We start from the raw sequence: 18,027 nt of genomic DNA, 5'->3' as shown, positions 1-18,027 counted from the left end.
TATGTCTATTAAAGAATTTGTTCAAAAATTTTACAAGTCAGATGCCTTAATTGATAGCGAAATCATGAAAACTTATTTACATCCTGATGTAAAGTTAGATTGGAATAGCACTAAAGGCCTGATAGAGATGGATTATAATTCGATGTTGGATATGGCAAATGAACTAAGCCGTGCTTATGTGCGTTCTAAGGTCAGAATAAGCCATATTCTTGCTGAAGAAGACTTGGTTTCAATACGTTATTCTCATTTTGTAAAAACGATTGAAAACCCAAGAGAAGAGATGTTATTGGCCCATTTTTCTACTATTTGGCAAATAAAAGACGACAAATTATATCGTGGTTATCAAATGAGTCAATTTTCTTAATTTTTTTGAAGACAAAAAGGTTAAAATACGTTACAAAACCTTACTTTTGCATCACAATTTTAAAAACTACATAAAATATATATCATGAGTGTTTTAGTTAATAAAGATTCCAAAATAATTGTTCAAGGATTTACAGGAAGCGAAGGAACTTTCCACGCTTCTCAAATGATTGAGTACGGTACTAATGTTGTTGGTGGTGTTACTCCGGGAAAAGGAGGAACTAGCCATTTAGATCGTCCGGTTTTTAACACAGTAAAAGATGCTGTTGATCAAGCTGGAGCTGATACATCTATTATTTTTGTACCACCAGCTTTTGCTGCTGATGCAATTATGGAAGCTGCTGACGCTGGAATTAAAGTAATTATTGCTATTACAGAAGGAATTCCTGTAGCAGATATGATTAAAGCAAATAATTATGTTAAAGAAAGAAATTCTAGATTAATTGGACCAAACTGTCCAGGAGTTATTACTCCGGGTGAAGCTAAAGTTGGTATTATGCCAGGTTTCGTTTTCAAAAAAGGTACAGTTGGAATCGTTTCTAAATCAGGAACTTTAACTTACGAAGCTGCTGACCAAGTTGTAAAACAAGGTTTAGGAATCACTACAGCTATTGGTATTGGTGGAGATCCAATTATTGGAACTACAACTAAAGAAGCTGTTGAATTATTAATGAACGATCCAGAAACTGAAATCATCATTATGATTGGTGAAATTGGTGGTCAACTTGAAGCTGATGCTGCAAGATGGGTAAGAGCTGATGGTAACCGTAAACCAGTTGTTGGTTTTATCGCTGGAGAAACTGCTCCTGCTGGTAGAACAATGGGTCACGCAGGTGCTATCGTTGGAGGTTCTGATGATACTGCTGCTGCTAAAAAACAAATTATGAGAGACAACGGAATTCACGTTGTTGATTCACCAGCTGAAATTGGCAAAAAAGTAAAAGAAGTACTTGGATAATCTCCAGTATTCAAAATAAAAAATTCCAAAAAAAGTCTCAATATTTTGTTGAGACTTTTTTACATTTTTAAAATGATTGGAATTTAATTTAAAACTTAGCGACTCAGATTCTCAGAACCTTAGAAGCTTAAAAAAAAGAAATATGTACAAAGAATTAGAAAAGTTTAAAGTAAGCAATAGTTTTACTTTTACAATCGAAGATAGTTTAGAACAAACTTGTAATGCACCGGAATCTGGCGCAGGAGTTTTTGTGGTTTATGCTGTTGAAGGAGATGCAAAAGAATTAATCATGGTAGGTTCTACAGGAACTGTTCAGAATGATGGAACTTTAAAAAGCAAAAATGGTGGTTTATATGATAAAATCGTAAACGGACATCAATTTGCAAAAACTGGAAGAAAATATTCTTGGCCAGCACAAATGAAATTAGAAAATATTCAAGCTCTTGAAGTAGTTTGGTATGAAACTTTTAATGCTGATGTAAAAGGAATTCCTACTACTGTTGAAGGACAAATTTTGCAAAATTTCTTAGATGAAAATGCAAGATTACCAAGATGGAATGTAGCATTCTAGGAATTAGTTTTAGCTAAAAAATATCAAAAGCCTTACTATTTAGTAAGGCTTTTTTTTTGTCTTATTCGGATTTTATCTGGGACTTTTTTGTTTGATTCTAAATAGATTTCTCGTTCATTTTTTGCAAACGAAGCGTGCTGATATATTTTAAATGTTAAAAAATGAAGCCGAAAAGTATGGTGATAAAATCTGACAATTATAATATTTTTTTAAGTATTTGCATTTTTTTTATTTGACGTAATGCCTAATTAAATCAGGCAAAAGAGGTGGTTTCTGTGTTAGGAAACGATCTCTTTTGTGTAAAAAAATTGGTTTTGAAAATTTGCTTTTATATATTTATCGCACAGATGTAGGGAATAATGTTAAAAAACTGTATTCTTTATGTTAAAACCAATGTCATATTTTCAGGAATTCTGCCTCAAATTAAATTATGAAAACGTCAACTTTAGAATTCGGCACCTTTGATGATAGTACCCTTTGGACTAATCTAAAAGAGGGCGATGAAAAATCATTCTCCATGTTATTTGAGAGATATTATGCAGATTTGGTGGGCTACGGAAATTCACTTTCTCCCTATCATGAAAAAGTACAGGATTGTATTCAGGATGTTTTTACAGATATCTGGGTTTACCGCAATTCATTGCAACATTCAGTGGTTGTAAAAGCGTATTTATTATCAAGCGTGCGTAAACGAATTGCACGATTGCATGAGCGCGATCATATTTTTAGAAAAGCAACAAATACAGATTCTATTGCATTTTTGCTAGAGTTTTCTGTAGAGCATGAACTTATAGACGATGATTATGCTACTAAAGAGAAAGTTACTTATTTGAACAAATTATTAAATGATTTACCGCCACGCCAGAAAGAAGCTTTGTATTTAAGATATCATCAAGGATTGGCAGTAGAAGAAATTGCCGCAATGCTTGATGTAAATTATCAATCGGCGAGTAATTTATTGTACCGTGGTTTACTTGCGCTTCGCAAAGAATGGAAGGGTAGTTTTTCTTTATTTCTGTTACTATCTTCAAGTACTTTTTAATTTTATTTAAAAAAATATAAAAAAAATCACAATTTAGTGAGTATATAATCAGAGAGCTGTCCTCTATGTTTTTGTAACCTTATTTTTAGATGCAAAAACGTAATAGATATACCGAAATAGAAGACTTCTTATCTGACGAATCATTCCAGTCCTGGATTTTATTAAAAATCGACAATGATGGTTGGGAAGAATGGACTTTAGAAAGTCAGCAACGTGCAAAGTTAGTCGAAGACGCAAGGCACTTATTGTTGGCGATGAAAGTTCCGGATTCAAAATTATCAACTTCAGATATTCGCAGAGCGTTAGAAACGACTTGGCTGAAAATCGAAGAAAAAGAAAATCAAAAAGATTTACCTGAAAATTCAAACACAAAATTCCTAAGAAAATGTTTTCTTAACGGAGTTGCTGCAACTTTAATTTTTGGATTAATATCAATTTGGTTTTATAAAAATCATTTTCAAACAGATAATAAAGTTGTTACCTACAAAGAACTTATCGATGAAAATAGTGAAGGATTAGTCGAGCAGACTAATAATTCTGACAAACCGCAAATCATTACATTATCTGATGGCAGCTCGGTTTTGTTACAGCCAAATAGTAAATTAAGTTACCCTAAAATCTTTACCGGAAACGAAAGAAAGGTGTATTTATCCGGCGAAGGTTTCTTTGAAATTAGTAAAAATCCTAAAAAACCTTTTTACGTTTATGCAAACGAGATTGTGACAAAGGTGGTTGGGACTAGTTTTAGAGTTAAAGCTTATTCTGATCAACCTGATGTCGAAGTTCTTGTTCGCACCGGTAAAGTTAAGGTTAAGTCTAATGAAATGATTTCAAAATCAGATCAAGAAGAAATAGTTTTACTTCCCAATCAAGCATTACGATTTGTGCGTAATGATCTAAAGTTTAATAAAATTACAAATATTACTCAGGATGTTGCACTTGCTAAAAGCGTTGGAAACATTGAACAGCTAAGCTTTGAGTTTAGCGATATTCCGGTTTCTCAGATTTTTGAAACAATTGAGCAGGCATATTTAGTAGATATTGATTATCCTAAAGACAAATTAAAAGATTGTCATCTCACTACTTCACTAAGTGACCAGCCTTTGACAGAAAAATTAAAAATTGTGTGTAAAAGTATTGGGAATAACACCAGTTTTGAAATGAACGGTAATCAAATCATCATTACCTCGGAGGGCTGTAATTAAATTGATATGTATAACTGTAATTATACAAGAAATTAGTATCTCTGAAAAAATAATATTTTGAAGTAAATTCTTTCTTTTTTTTTGATAGTAGTGTAATTTATTTCTTTTGAAAACAAACCAAAACCAAAGTATAAACCAAACCAAAACCAAACCAAACCTAAAAAAGCCTATGTGAAAGATAATGTATAAAAAAAAGTGTCGAAATGCTGTAACATATTCGACACTTGTAAAATTGAATTGCTCTCTGTAAAGAGTAATTCATAATGTTTCTTAGAATACACTCGAATCAGTATTAATCAAAACAAACCAAAATTATGAAAAAACCAGTTGTTAAACAACGATTACTCCATCGAATCATGAAAATAACACTATTTCAGTTTGTCCTGGCACTTGTATTTTCAAGTGTTGCAATGGCAAACGATGTAAATGGGCAAAAAAAATTAGATACTAAAGTCACAATTACAGTTGAAAATTTGACTTTGGATAATGCATTATCTAAAATTGAAAAGTCTGCACACGTAAAATTTTCTTATAATTCCAGATTACCGCAATTAAATCAGAAAGTGAGTATTGAGGCTAATGAGGAAACATTGTCTAGTATTTTAAACAGAGTTTTAATTCCGTTTAATATCACATATTCAGAAGTTAGCAATCAGATTATTTTGCAAAAGAATGTTGTAAATCCATTTGCAAACACAGATAATCACGATTCATTATTTGAAATTTTAACTGCAGGTCCAACTATTAAAGGAAAAGTGACTGATGCAGGAGGAAACCCTTTGCCTGGAGCAACGGTAATGGCAAAAGGAAGCAAAGTAGCTGTTTTAACTGATTTCGACGGTAATTTTACTATCGATATGCCAACAAATAGCGATAAACTTATCATTTCTTATGTAGGTATGGAGACAAAAGAAATTGGTATAAGCAATATTACACCAACTGTTGTTTTGAGTGAAGTAGGACAAAACTTAAAAGAAGTCGTAGTAACTACAGGATATGAAAAAACTTCTAAAAGAACATTTACAGGAGCTATCAGTAAAATTTCAGGTGCTGAATTAAAAGTTGATGGAGTAGTAGATGTAAGTAGAATGATCGAAGGAAAAGCGGCAGGGGTAACTGTTCAAAACGTAACAGGAACATTTGGTACTGCGCCAAAAATCACAGTTCGTGGATCTTCTTCTATTTTTGGAGACACAAAACCTTTATGGGTAATTGATGGTGTTGTACAAGAAGACATTATCAATTTATCATTTGCTGATTTGGCTTCAGGTAACTCTTCAACTTTGTTGAGTTCATCAGTTGCAGGATTAAACGCAAATGATATTCAAAGTATTGAAATTCTTAAAGATGCTTCTGCAACTTCTATTTACGGATCAAGATCTTTAAACGGAGTTGTGGTTGTAACTACAAAACAAGGACGTAGAGATTCACCATTAAAAGTGAGTTATTCATTAGAACAAACTGTTAGATCGGTTCCTAATTATAGCCAATACGATATTTTGAATTCTCAGGAATCAATGAGTATTTTCAAAGAAATGGAATCTAAAGGATATCTTGATTTACCATCAACAGTAAACGGAAGATACGGTGGAGCTTACAATATTTTAGGAAGAGCAATCAATACTTACGATCCGGCAACTGGTGGTTATTTAGTTAACAATGATCCGGTTAGCAGAAATAACTTTTTGAAAAAATATGAGTTAGCAAATACAGATTGGTTTAGTGTATTATTTAGACCTTCTATGACACAAAACCACTCTTTGAGTTTTTCTGGTGGAGGAAAAAACAATACATTTTATGCCTCTTTAGGTTATTACACAGATCCGGGATGGACTGTTGCTGATGATGTAAAGCAAATTTCATCAAATATCAAAGGAACATTTTTTATCAATGATAAATTGAATGTTACTTTATCAACATTGGCTTCTGTACGTGATCAAGGTGCGCCTGGAAGTTATGAAAGCGAAAAAGATGCCGTTTTTGGAAAAGTAACACGTGATTTCGATATCAATCCATTTAATTATGTATTGAATACAAGTAGAACTTTAAGACCATACGATGAAAATGGAAATTTAGAGTATTACAGAAATAACTGGGCTAAGATGAATATCATCAATGAGTTGAAGAATAACTACATGGAAATTGAAGTAAAAGATATTCGTTTTCAATTGGATTTAGATTACAAAATAAACCCACATTTAACTTACAATCTTACTGGTTCTGCTCGTTATGCTAACACTAGCCGTGAGCATAAAATTCTTGAAGGTTCAAACGTTGTTGGAGCTTACAAAGCTGGTACGCCAGATGGTGAAGATGGAGTGAATACATTGGTTAGAGATGATAATATCTTTTTATACCAAAATCCTAATGATTTAACGGCTCCTAAAGTTTCAGTATTGCCAAATGGAGGTTTCTTGAGAAAATTCACAAATGATATGACTTCTTATAACTTAAGAAATAGTATTAGCTATAGAAATACATTGAATGAGAAACATGAATTAGAAGGTTTCTTTGGTACAGAGATGAGAGTTGTAGATAGAAGCAGTGATAATTTTACAGCTGCAGGTTTACAATATGATAGAGGTCTTACAGCTTTTACAGATCCAAGAATTATTGAAAAAATAATCAACGGTGGAGATTCTTATTATGGTTTTAATGAAGAAAAAGAAAGAACAGTTGGTTTCTTTGGAAAAGTAGGATATACTTATGATCGTCGTTATACAGCATCTGTTACAGGTCGTTATGATGGATCAAACAGACAAGGAAACAGTGATTCTTCAAGATGGTTGCCAACTTATACTTTTAGTGGTAAATGGAATGTTACTGAAGAAAAATTCATGAAAGATGTTACTTCTGTAAACAATTTAGCTTTAAGAGGATCATACGGACTTACTGCAACTGCAGGACCGGCAACAAACTCATTAGCTATTTACAAAAGTTTTATCACAGATCGTTTTAGTCTTGATGACAGAGAATCGGGAATTAGTATCGACGAATTGCAAAATGGAGATTTAACATGGGAAAAACAATTTGAGACTAACTTAGGTGTAGATCTTGGAATGTTTAACAACAGATTGCAATTAACAACAGATATTTACCGTCGTAAAGCATTTGACTTGGTTGATTACGTAATTACTTCAGGAATTGGAGGACAAAGAGTTAGACAAGGAAACAATGCAGACATGGAAACTAAAGGTTTGGAGATTGGAGTTACAGGAAAAATCCTTGATTTGCAAAACTTCAAATGGTCATCAACTGTAAACTTTTCTGTTTATTCACAAAAAATTACAAGATTAGAAAACACACCAACTGTTTTTGATTTAGTAGATCCAAATGGAGGAAACACAATTGGACACCCTAGAAATTCAATATATTCATACCAATTTACAGGTTTGAACAATCAAGGATTGCCAACTTTTGTTATGCCTGAAGGAGAAACTGATAATATTACAGGAGCTAATTTTCAAGATAATTTAGATGTAACTAAATATTTGAAATATGAAGGATCTATTGAGCCAAATAAATCTCTAGGTTGGGCTAATACATTTACATACAAAAATTGGTCACTTTATGTATTCTTCGTTGGATCGGCAGGTAATAAAGTACGTTTAAACCCAATTTATGATAGTACTTATGATGATTTAACAGTTTTCACAAAAGATTTCACTAATCGTTGGATCAACCCTGGAGATGAGCAATATACTAATGTACCGGTTATTGCAGACAGACGTTTGAATGCTAATTATGGTGGAGAACGTACATTGGCAAGAGCTTACAATACTTACAACTATTCAGATGTACGTATTGCAGATGGTGACTTTGTTAGATTAAAGAATATTTCATTGAGTTGGGAATTTCCAAAAGATTTCAAGAAAAAGTTAGGATTAAGCACATTTACCTTAAAAGGATCAGCTGTTAATCCTTGGTTACTTTACTCAGACAAAAGATTAAATGGTCAGGATCCTGAGTTCCGTAATTCTGGAGGAGTTGCTTTACCGGTAACATCTCAATATACTTTTACTTTAAACCTTTCATTATAATAGCTAAAATTATGAAAACATTAAAAATAACATTATCCCTACTGATACTTATATGTATTACTAGCTGTGATGATTTCCTTTCGGAAAAACCAGACAATAGAACAGAAATTGATACTCCGGATAAAATAGCTGAAATATTAGTAAACGCCTATCCACAAATAAGTTATTTTGATATTGCTGAGACAATGTCAGATAATGTTTTTGATAGTGGTATGGTACAAACCCTACTTAAAAACGAGCAAAATTATAACTGGGAAATTCAAACAGAAACGGCTGATATTGATACTCAGGCTACGTATTGGGATGCTTGTTATAGAGCTATTGCGCATGCAAACACAGCTTTAGAAGCAATCGATAAATTAGGTAATACATCAAGTCTTAATCCTCAAAGAGGAGAGGCATTATTAGCCAGAGCATATTCTCATTTTATGTTGGTTTCATTTTGGTCTAAACGTTATGATCCGGCGACAGCAAGTAAAGATTTAGGGATTCCTTATGTTACAAAACCTGAAACCCAATTAGTAACTAAATATACTCGTAACACAGTAGCTGAAGTTTATGCTTTAATTGAAAAAGACCTTGAAGAAGGTTTAAAATTGGTAACCAATGATTATAAAGAAGTAAAATTTCATTTTAACAAAGATGCTGCAAAAGCTTTTGCCAGTAGATTTTATTTAATAAAAGGAGATTGGGACAGAGTAATTGCTTTATCGGATGATTTAGGAACAAAACCAGTTGGAAAATTAAGAGATTTTGCATCGTATGATCTTTTAAGTGTTGATGATCAAAGAATTGCTTACGCAAGTAGTACTGCGAATACAAATTTATTAATAGTATCTCCAAATTCTATTGTGGCCAGATCACGTTCAAACAGATTTTATCTTTCAGGAGATAGATATCAGGATATATTTGGACCATCTACCAGCTTATTTGGAAAATCATGGCTTTATAATTTTTATTCCTCAAATAGTAGTATAACAGTATTCCTTCCAAAGTTTTATGAGTATTTTAAATATACAAACGTAACAGCTGGAATTGGAGAGCCATATACGGCAGAAGTTTTATTGAGCAACGATGAGTTTTTCCTAAACCGTATTGAAGCACATGTAATGAAAGGACAAACGGCTCTTGCAAATGAAGAACTTGAATATTTCTTGTCTACCAGAACTGTAGGTTATAATGCTACAACAGATAAGGTGACGGAAGCAAAAGTAGTAGCAAAATATCCTGTAATTGATAATGAGTACACGCCGTTTTATACCTTGACGCCAGTACAAACATCGTATGTTAAAGCTCTTGCTGAAACAAGACGTAGAGATTTTGTACACGAAGGAATGAGATGGTTTGATGTTAAACGTTTCAACATTGTGGTGAACCACGAGACTATAAACAAACCAGTTAACACTTTAGTAAAAGACGATAACCGTAGAGCTTTGCAAATACCGCTTCACGCATCAAATACAGGTGTTGAATTAAATCCTAGATAATAACTTTAAGACAAGATTTATGAAATTATCAAAATACTATAAAATAGCAGGAGCGCTTTTATTAATAATAACATTAGTTTCTTGCGCTCACGAAGATCAGCCGGGAGAAAGTCAATTAGATTTTACAAGGCCAAATCAAACAACATTAGACAGTTGGATCACGACTAATTATTTGAATCCATACAACATTAATGTTCAGTACAAATGGAATCAAAATACTGTAGACAATAGTCGATTTTTATTTCCTCCGTTAGTAGAAAAAGTACAACCAGCGCTTGAAATTGTTCAAAAAATCTGGTTAGACAGTTACGCAAAAATCGGTGGAGCAGATTTTGTTAAAATAATTGCGCCAAGAGAGATTGTTCTTGTTGGAGGTGTAAACCTTAATAGCGTAGGAACAAAAACTCTGGGTTTAGCCGAAGGAGGACAGCGTGTTACCTTGTTTGAAACAGACTATATCGAGCAAACAAATCGTGCAAATGTTACACAATTTATACACACGATTCAGCACGAGTATATTCATATTTTGAATCAGCACAAACCTTATGACGAAAAATCCTGGGCAAAAATTACACCAGTAGGATATACAGCAGACTGGTACAATTACACTGTTCCGGTATCAAATGAAATTGGTTTTATTACCAGTTACGCCAGATCAAATATCAATGAAGATTTTGCCGAAACAGCATCAGTTATATTGATATCTTCTAAAGCTGATTATGCTGCTTTTTTAGCGGCAATTAAAAGTCCAACAGCTTTATTTGCTTTGAAAGCAAAAGAAGCATTAGTAGTAAAATATTTTAAAGATGCTTTCAATATGGATTTTTATGCCTTAAGAGATGAAGCTGAAAAAAATACTACCGCTGTAATTAACAAATAAATAAAAGTATTATGAAAGTAAAAAACATATCAAAATACTTATTTGCAGTGTTATTAGCATTGCAGGTAAGCAGCTGTAGTAATAATACAGACGCAGAACAATTATTTGATCAAACACCCACAGAGCGTCTAAATGCTCAAAAATCAGAATTAAAAGACGCACTTCTTTCTTCACCGTTTGGTTGGAAATTAGTTTATTTTACAAATAATACTATTTTGGGGGGGTATACGCATTTATTCAAATTTGCTCAGGACGGAACAGTAGAAATGGCATCTGATTTTGATGACGATACAGCTGTTTATAAAAGCGAATACGAAGTTCAGTTAGGAAGTACAGTAAGTTTGACTTTTACAACTAAAAACAGAATACATCTTTTGTCAGAATCAGATAATTATCCAATTCCGGCGCTACGTAGTAAAGGATATTTAGGAGATTTTCAGTTTTTGTATTACGGACAAGAAAATGGTGAAATCGTTTTTAGAACCAATAGAACCGCTACAGAGCTGCGTTTTGTAAAAGCAACAGCCGAAGATTGGGCAGATTTACCTAAAAATCTTGTAATGGAGCAAAATGTTATAGGTGCTGCAACAAGACCATTGTTTAGATTGTTAGAAACTAATGACGGTACAAACACGCATCAGCTTGATTTTGCTTTTAGTCCGGTAACTCGTTTTGCAGATGCAAATTCTATCGAGGCAGGATATTCAGTAAGTTATAATATGGGTGTTGGTTACACGCCAACCGGTATTATAGTAAGTCCTGCGCTAGAAGTAGGCAGTCAAAAATTAACTGCATTTGTCTACGATGATGCGACAGGAAATTTTACAGCTACAGGAACAGGTGGAGTTAGCGCAACAATAAAATATTCTACCAAACCTCTTGTTTTAACAGATGATTATAAACTGTTATTACCAGGAAGCGGTAATAATGTTTATGCATACATTTATAATACAACAAAAGCAGAGAAAGCAAATTCTCCATTATTTCTTTCTTTGTTAGCAAATGCAGAAGCAGGCGCAGGAGCTGGTATAATGATAACGAGAATACAACCTTGGTTTAATAATGCCGACGGATCAAGCTATATTGAGTATAGATTTGCTGCCGTGACTAACCCAGCCGTGACAATTGCCAGAAGATATCATTATTTTACTCCAACAGCAGATGCAGTGAAAAAAATAGTTACACTGACTCCGGGTGTTTGGAAATCAAGTACAGCAGTTGGGGCACCTACAATAGCGACTCCATCATTCTTAAAAGCACTTGACGACGAGTTTATGAATCCTCAAGGCTTATATTTTGCAAGGACTCCGGTTTCGGGTTATACCGCTTATACATTTACGAGTACAACAACCCCATTTAGAATGGTTGCATACTCATTTCAGTAAACTTTTTTTAGTTTGTTTTTAGTTTTGGAAAAAAGCGACTCAATTTGAGTCGCTTTTTTAAAATTAGAAAATTAAAACATCTTGGTCTTTACAATTAATCTAAAGATTCTTGTTGGACAACGAATTCAAATGGTAATCACCATGTTGAAACATTGAAATAAATTTAAATTTTTAAAGACTATAATGAAAGAATATATCACACCAATAAATGTTTTTTTCTTTTTTTGGGGCTTGGTGCTTTTAGCTATATCAGAATTTTATTATGAGTATTTGAGATATTATTTATACCTCTCAAATGCAATTATAATTCCTGTAATGATAGTAAGCCTTATAAAACAAAGAAAAAAAGATAAGTTAAATGATACTATGGAATTTCGTTTTGCGATGTACAGAATACTGATTATGGCATTAATGTTAGTAATCTTTTTTGTTATAACGAGACAAAATCATATATAAGCAGCTTAGTATAAATGAAACACAAATTCTTGTATTTTTATAATTGAATATAAAATGATTACATATTTGTTAAACTTGAAATCAGGCAAATACAAAAGAAATGAGAAACAATACGCAGAATATCCTACAACAGTTTTAAAAACACTTTTAAGTTTTTCAAAAGTTGAAGTATTAGACAGAGAAGAACAAATAAATATATTTGGTAAAGGACACTTTTATCAAGATACTAAGTGTTTGGTTTATGATCCTCCAAGTACAGATTCTCTTCGAATTTCTTAATTAATTCAAGTTGATAGTTTAAGCCAGATTAGGCATTAGAAAATTACTAAATCACAACTGATTGATTTTTAAGCAATTGTTTCTTTTTGTTCCATCGGAACATTTCATCGGTAGACCAGTAATAATGCGTTTTTTTACGTTCCGTAGGAACGTTTGCTTCATAATCAATGTATATATGAACATACAATTCATCAAACATCCCCAAGGGATGATATCAAATCGTAAACATTTTTTTCTACTACCAATGAAATGTTCCGATGGAACAAAAAAACAGTAAAATATCTAATGTATAATCTGGCTTAAACTAGTAACTTGAATTAATTATTTGATGATTATCATAAAGTAAATTAAAGTTAACAAGCAGTTTAATAGTTTGTTACTGATTATAGAAAAAATATTTGTTAAGCCGTTTCAGAATTTTGAAACGGTTTTTTTTATTCTTTTTAGTTTTAAACAAGCGTCGATCTTCATAAATTATACTATTGTTATTTTTTTAAAAAGGGAATTATCATATATTTGACAAGTCATTCATAGCCCTGATAACAGCGGTATCCTTTTTATCCGCTTTCTGCGGATGAGAAGATACAAGCGGATAGCAGGAATAGCTACAAATAATATTAAAATTAATTTTGAATATGAAATTACTAGAAGGAAAAGTTGCCATTATTACGGGCGCTAGTCGTGGAATTGGAAGAGGAATCGCTGAAGTTTTTGCTAAACACGGTGCAAACGTTGCTTTTACATACAGCTCATCTGTAGCATCTGCCGAAGCTTTAGAAGCTGAGTTGAACAGTTTAGGAGTTAAAGCAAAAGGATACCAATCAAATGCGGCCGATTTTAATGAAGCTCAAACTTTTGTTGATGCTGTTTTGGCTGATTTTGGAACAGTTGATATTTTAATTAACAATGCCGGAATCACAAAAGATAATTTATTAATGCGTATGTCTGAGGCTGATTTTGACCAAGTTATTGATGTCAATTTAAAGTCAGTATTTAATATGACAAAAGCAATTCAAAAAACTTTCTTAAAACAACGTGCAGGTTCTATCATCAATATTAGTTCTGTAGTAGGAGTATCAGGAAACGCTGGACAAACTAACTACGCAGCGTCTAAAGCAGGTGCAATTGGTTTTACAAAATCAGTAGCATTAGAGTTAGGTTCACGTAATATTCGTTGTAATGCAATTGCTCCGGGGTTTATTGAAACCGAAATGACAGCAAAATTACCAGAAGATGTAGTAAAAGGTTGGAGAGACGGAATTCCGTTGAAACGCGGAGGAACAGTAGAAGATGTAGCTAATGCTTGTCTTTTCCTTGCTTCAGACATGAGTGCATACGTTACAGGACAAGTCCTTAATGTTTGCGGAGGAATGTTAACCTAAGGAACTGAGGTTCTGAGTTGCAAAAAGGTTCAAAGTTTATTTGGAGCTTTGAGTTATTATCTTCCAATCACTAAACTATAAATATGACTACAAACACGATTCTATTATTATTACTATCATTAGTAATAGCGGGTGGTTTGTCGTATTTTCAATATTTTTTTAAAGCCAAAAACAAATCCAATGTGATTTGGTTTTTGGCTTTTTTACGTTTTTTAGCCATTTTTGGACTATTGTTATTATTGATAAACCCAATAATGACCAAAAACTCACTTGAGATTACCAAAACGCCATTGGCAATTGCGGTCGACAACTCAAGTTCGATTTCTGTTTTAAAATCGGATAAAAAAGTTACCGAATTATATCAGAAACTAATTTCGAATCCTGCTCTTAAAGAGAAATTTGAAATTCAATCTTACCAGTTTGATGCAAATTTTAAACCCTCAGATAAATTTGATTTTAAAGGAAAACAAACCAATCTGGACGAAGTTGCCAAGAATCTAAAAAGCATCAATAAAAACCTGATTTTCCCAACGGTTATAATTACTGACGGAAATCAAACTACAGGAAACGATTATGTATATCGTTTTGATCCTGTTAATAAAGTTTATCCTTTGGTTGTGGGAGATACAACCACGTTTCTGGATTTAAAAATCAATCAGTTAAACGTAAATAAATACGCTTTTCATAAAAATAAATTTCCTGTTGAAGTTTTTCTTCAATATTCCGGAGACAAAACCACAAATGCCGATTTCACAATTTCGCAAGGAAGTACAATTGTAGCCAGAGAGAAAGTTTCTTTTTCGCCTTCTAAAAAAACAGCTACTTTAGATTTGCTTTTACCGGCAGACAAAGTTGGATTGCAAGTTTATAAAGCCAGTATTTCATCTAATGTAAAAGAGAAAAACAGTTATAATAATATCAAGAATTTTGCAGTAGAAGTTATAGATCAAAAGTCGACAATTGCGATCGTTTCGTCTATAAATCATCCGGATATCGCAGCATTAAAACGTTCGATAGAAGTTAATGCACAACGTAAAGTAATTTTGGTTAAACCAAATGATATTAGTCAGTTACAAGATGTTTCGGTTTTAGTTTTATATCAGCCAACAACAGCATTTAAGGCAATTTTTGACAACAATAAATTAGCAGGAACAAACACTTTTATTATCACTGGAAGCAACACCGATTTTAATTTTCTAAACCAAAAACAAAACAGTTTAGAATTTAAAATGAGCGGACAAATTGAAGATTATTTATCTGAATTTCAATCGCAGTTTAATTTGTTTGCAATAGATAATATTGGTTTTGAAAGTTTTCCGCCATTGCAAAATTTATTCGGGACTGTTACCACAAAAGGGAATGTATCTGTTTTACTTTCGTCAAAAATCAGAAACGTTTCTACAAATGCACCTTTATTGGCTTTCGCCGAAAATCAAGGAAAAAGAACCGCTTTTCTTTTAGGAGAAAACAGTTGGAAATGGCGTTTGCAAAGTCATATCGACAATCAGTCTTTTGAAAAATATGATGTTTTTGTAGACAAAGTAATTCAATATTTAGCTTCGACAACTTCAAAGAAATCTTTGGTTGTAACACATGAAAGTTTTTATAATTCAGGAGAAGCAATTGTAATCAATGCACAATATTTTAATAAAAATTATGAGTTTGATGAAAAAGCCAGACTTACAATCACAGTTACAAATGCCGAAACGAAAGAAGCTAAAAACTACGATTTACTAAAAGGAAATAACTCTTTCTCCGTAAACCTGGATGGTTTATCAACCGGAAAATATAATTTTACCGTAAAAGAACTGAATACAAACACATCGTATTCAAGTCATTTTGAGATTTTGGATTTTGATATCGAAAAACAATTTGTAAATCCTGATGTTACAAAACTAAAACAACTAGCGCTCCAAACAAACGGAAAAGCATTTTTTGAAGATCAAGCTGATAATTTGATCAATACACTTCTTGAAAATAAGGAATACAAATCGATAGAGAAAAATATTTCGACCAAAACACCGTTAATTGATTGGGTTTGGTTACTAATTTTGATCGCTGTATTATTGACTACGGAATGGTTTGTTAGAAAATACAATGGATTGCTTTAGAAAAAGGGGCAAAGGTTCATAGGGACAAAGGTTTACTTAACTTCAAACATAATTAAATATATGCCTAATTCATTCAAAAGCAATAGTAAAGAAGATGTTGTTTTTAATAAGTTTAAAACACAACTTGAAAGCAAAGGCTTAACTATTGATTCTATTGATCAAGATGGATTTATTCTTGTAAACGTAGAAGAATCTGAATTAAAAGTAAGTTTAGATAATGTTAGACGTAATTACGAAAGAGATAATGATGATAGTTATATTACAGATTTAGTTAATACAATTGTTTCACATTCATCAAAAAAAGAAGATTGGGAGAGCATAAAAGATAAAATATACGTACAATTTTTCCCTAATGACTTTGAGTTTGAAAACCTGGTATATGAAAAGGTAACAAATGAATTTAGTAAAGTTTTTATGGTAAATACTAATAATAACTTTTCATTTATTTCTGATGATGATTTGATAGACTGGAACTTAGACTTAGAAGAACTAAAAAATCAAGTTGATTTAAATTTAGGTGCTTTTTTAGATAAAGTACAGATAGAGGTTGAAGATGTTGATAATCATAAACTAGGAATGATTGATATTGAGGAAGTCTGGCTTAAAAGCGCTTGTCTCTTTTCATCAAAAATTAAGGATTTAGTTAATAATAATATTGGTTTCCCATTTTACGCTGTTATTCCTGTGAGAGATTTTTGTTATATTTTTGGAGAGCAAGATTTTGAGTATTTTTCTGAACGTCTCGGTTCTGTTGTAGTTGAAGAATATGAGAAATCGGGATATCCAATTACAACTGAAATTTTGAAATTCTCAGAAAATGGAGTTGTAGCAATGGGAAAATATTAAATAATATATGGATTTCAGACTAAAAGTATTCTACACTGTCGCGCTCCGCTTAAACTTTACCAAAGCGGCAACGGAATTATATATCTCGCAGCCAGCGGTTTCTAAACACATTCAGGAATTAGAAGAAACTTATAAAACCAAGCTTTTTGAGCGAAATGGTTCTAAAATTGCGTTAACTCCCGCGGGAGAAATTCTCTTAAGACATACTAAGAATATTTTCGAAATCTACCGTGAAATCGACTTTGACATGAGTTCGTTTATTAACGAACGTCAGGGTTTATTGCGATTAGGAGCCAGTACAACAATTGCGCAATATCTTATTTCGCCTGTTTTGGCGCGTTTTCACCAAAAGCAAAAAGATATAAAAGTCAATTTGCTGAACGGAAATACAGAGCAAATCGAAAATGCTTTAATCAATAAAGAAATCGAAATTGGAATTGTTGAAGGGCAATCTAAGAATCAGTCCATTAAATATATTCCGTTCTTGAAAGACGAATTGGTTTTGGTTTGTAATACCAAGAATCCTTTGGTCAAGAAAAACGAAATTTCATTGGAAGATTTAAAAACAATGAAATTCATAACTCGCGAACGAGGTTCCGGAACACTTGAAGTTATAGAATTTGCATTGAAACAAATTGGTTTCAGAATAACCGATTTACAAATCGAAATGCAGTTAGGAAGTACAGAAAGTATAAAGTCGTATTTATTAAACTCTGATTGTTTTGCTTTTATGTCAATACACGCAGTTGATAAAGAACTTAAAAATAATGAGCTTATGGTTCTGGATGTAGAAAATTTATCTGTCGAAAGGTATTTTTACATCATAACCTTACTTGGTAAAACAGATTCTTTGTCAGAACTTTTTATTCAAAATATTTCGTCTTATTATAACTTGACGTTATAGCCGATTGCAATTTACGATTAGTGATTATGATATAAACGGCAGACCTTTGTAAAAGAAATATCAAATCAATTATTTTGAAAACGAAACAACATACAGCGTCACATTTATTCGAAGTTAA

At 32.4% G+C, this 18,027-nt stretch carries 14 protein-coding genes; all 14 read left to right on the top strand.

The window, feature by feature from the left end; genetic code table 11:
* Window position 1 precedes the first annotated feature (1 nt).
* The 14 genes from LPB88_RS08905 to LPB88_RS08840 all read left to right on the top strand — a co-directional run bounded on the left by LPB88_RS08905 (window position 2) and on the right by LPB88_RS08840 (window position 17,909).
* Window positions 2–364, top strand: coding sequence for a nuclear transport factor 2 family protein (locus LPB88_RS08905; RefSeq protein WP_230714715.1), 363 nt, complete (start codon window positions 2–4; stop codon window positions 362–364).
* Between the two features lie 84 nt (window positions 365–448).
* The gene (gene sucD, locus LPB88_RS08900) at window positions 449–1,321 is read left to right on the top strand and encodes a succinate--CoA ligase subunit alpha (protein WP_089351425.1); all 873 of its coding nucleotides are present in this window, start codon (window positions 449–451) and stop codon (window positions 1,319–1,321) included.
* A gap of 142 nt (window positions 1,322–1,463) precedes the next feature.
* Window positions 1,464–1,892 (top strand): hypothetical protein, encoded by a 429-nt coding sequence (locus tag LPB88_RS08895; RefSeq protein ID WP_230714713.1) that lies wholly within the window; start codon window positions 1,464–1,466, stop codon window positions 1,890–1,892.
* Window positions 1,893–2,322: 430 nt separating this feature from the next.
* Entirely contained in the window at window positions 2,323–2,934 is a 612-nt protein-coding gene (locus LPB88_RS08890) for an RNA polymerase sigma factor (RefSeq protein WP_230714711.1), read from the top strand.
* A gap of 89 nt (window positions 2,935–3,023) precedes the next feature.
* Window positions 3,024–4,139 carry a FecR family protein gene (locus tag LPB88_RS08885; protein WP_230714709.1) on the top strand — a complete coding sequence of 372 codons (1,116 nt, stop codon included), beginning with the start codon at window positions 3,024–3,026 and terminating at the stop codon, window positions 4,137–4,139.
* A gap of 314 nt (window positions 4,140–4,453) precedes the next feature.
* A complete protein-coding gene (locus LPB88_RS08880; protein ID WP_230714707.1) occupies window positions 4,454–8,179 on the top strand; it encodes a SusC/RagA family TonB-linked outer membrane protein in 3,726 nt (1,241 codons plus the stop codon).
* Between the two features lie 11 nt (window positions 8,180–8,190).
* A complete protein-coding gene (locus LPB88_RS08875; protein ID WP_230714705.1) occupies window positions 8,191–9,666 on the top strand; it encodes a RagB/SusD family nutrient uptake outer membrane protein in 1,476 nt (491 codons plus the stop codon).
* Window positions 9,667–9,685: 19 nt separating this feature from the next.
* Entirely contained in the window at window positions 9,686–10,546 is an 861-nt protein-coding gene (locus tag LPB88_RS08870; RefSeq protein WP_230714704.1) for a substrate import-associated zinc metallohydrolase lipoprotein, read from the top strand.
* Between the two features lie 11 nt (window positions 10,547–10,557).
* Complete coding sequence (locus tag LPB88_RS08865; protein WP_230714703.1) at window positions 10,558–11,931, top strand: DUF4302 domain-containing protein; 1,374 nt, start codon at window positions 10,558–10,560, stop codon at window positions 11,929–11,931.
* Window positions 11,932–12,441: 510 nt separating this feature from the next.
* Window positions 12,442–12,666, top strand: coding sequence for a hypothetical protein (locus tag LPB88_RS08860; RefSeq protein WP_230714702.1), 225 nt, complete (start codon window positions 12,442–12,444; stop codon window positions 12,664–12,666).
* 635 nt (window positions 12,667–13,301) lie between these two features.
* Window positions 13,302–14,048, top strand: a complete 747-nt coding sequence (gene fabG, locus LPB88_RS08855; RefSeq protein WP_089351433.1) for a 3-oxoacyl-[acyl-carrier-protein] reductase — start codon at window positions 13,302–13,304, stop codon at window positions 14,046–14,048.
* 83 nt (window positions 14,049–14,131) lie between these two features.
* A complete protein-coding gene (locus LPB88_RS08850) occupies window positions 14,132–16,159 on the top strand; it encodes a hypothetical protein (RefSeq protein ID WP_230714701.1) in 2,028 nt (675 codons plus the stop codon).
* Between the two features lie 60 nt (window positions 16,160–16,219).
* On the top strand, window positions 16,220–17,005 hold the full coding sequence (locus tag LPB88_RS08845; RefSeq protein ID WP_230714700.1) for a hypothetical protein: 786 nt from the start codon (window positions 16,220–16,222) through the stop codon (window positions 17,003–17,005).
* A 7-nt stretch (window positions 17,006–17,012) separates the two neighbouring features.
* A complete protein-coding gene (locus LPB88_RS08840) occupies window positions 17,013–17,909 on the top strand; it encodes a LysR family transcriptional regulator (protein ID WP_230714699.1) in 897 nt (298 codons plus the stop codon).
* Window positions 17,910–18,027: the final 118 nt, after the last annotated feature.

The sequence above is a fragment of the Flavobacterium sp. JAS genome, assembly GCF_020991455.1.
Taxonomy (GTDB): Bacteria; Bacteroidota; Bacteroidia; order Flavobacteriales; family Flavobacteriaceae; genus Flavobacterium.
The sequence above is the reverse complement of the archived record's forward strand: the minus strand, read 5'-3'. Positions and strand labels throughout refer to the sequence as shown.

What these genes read in the sequence shown, in the direction of transcription:
- LPB88_RS08905 (WP_230714715.1), top strand. Translation starts at nt 2, where the DNA reads ATGTCTATTAAAGAATTTGTTCAAAAATTTTACAAGTCAGATGCCTTA.
- sucD (WP_089351425.1), top strand. Translation starts at nt 449, where the DNA reads ATGAGTGTTTTAGTTAATAAAGATTCCAAAATAATTGTTCAAGGATTT.
- LPB88_RS08895 (WP_230714713.1), top strand. Translation starts at nt 1,464, where the DNA reads ATGTACAAAGAATTAGAAAAGTTTAAAGTAAGCAATAGTTTTACTTTT.
- LPB88_RS08890 (WP_230714711.1), top strand. Translation starts at nt 2,323, where the DNA reads ATGAAAACGTCAACTTTAGAATTCGGCACCTTTGATGATAGTACCCTT.
- LPB88_RS08885 (WP_230714709.1), top strand. Translation starts at nt 3,024, where the DNA reads ATGCAAAAACGTAATAGATATACCGAAATAGAAGACTTCTTATCTGAC.
- LPB88_RS08880 (WP_230714707.1), top strand. Translation starts at nt 4,454, where the DNA reads ATGAAAAAACCAGTTGTTAAACAACGATTACTCCATCGAATCATGAAA.
- LPB88_RS08875 (WP_230714705.1), top strand. Translation starts at nt 8,191, where the DNA reads ATGAAAACATTAAAAATAACATTATCCCTACTGATACTTATATGTATT.
- LPB88_RS08870 (WP_230714704.1), top strand. Translation starts at nt 9,686, where the DNA reads ATGAAATTATCAAAATACTATAAAATAGCAGGAGCGCTTTTATTAATA.
- LPB88_RS08865 (WP_230714703.1), top strand. Translation starts at nt 10,558, where the DNA reads ATGAAAGTAAAAAACATATCAAAATACTTATTTGCAGTGTTATTAGCA.
- LPB88_RS08860 (WP_230714702.1), top strand. Translation starts at nt 12,442, where the DNA reads ATGATTACATATTTGTTAAACTTGAAATCAGGCAAATACAAAAGAAAT.
- fabG (WP_089351433.1), top strand. Translation starts at nt 13,302, where the DNA reads ATGAAATTACTAGAAGGAAAAGTTGCCATTATTACGGGCGCTAGTCGT.
- LPB88_RS08850 (WP_230714701.1), top strand. Translation starts at nt 14,132, where the DNA reads ATGACTACAAACACGATTCTATTATTATTACTATCATTAGTAATAGCG.
- LPB88_RS08845 (WP_230714700.1), top strand. Translation starts at nt 16,220, where the DNA reads ATGCCTAATTCATTCAAAAGCAATAGTAAAGAAGATGTTGTTTTTAAT.
- LPB88_RS08840 (WP_230714699.1), top strand. Translation starts at nt 17,013, where the DNA reads ATGGATTTCAGACTAAAAGTATTCTACACTGTCGCGCTCCGCTTAAAC.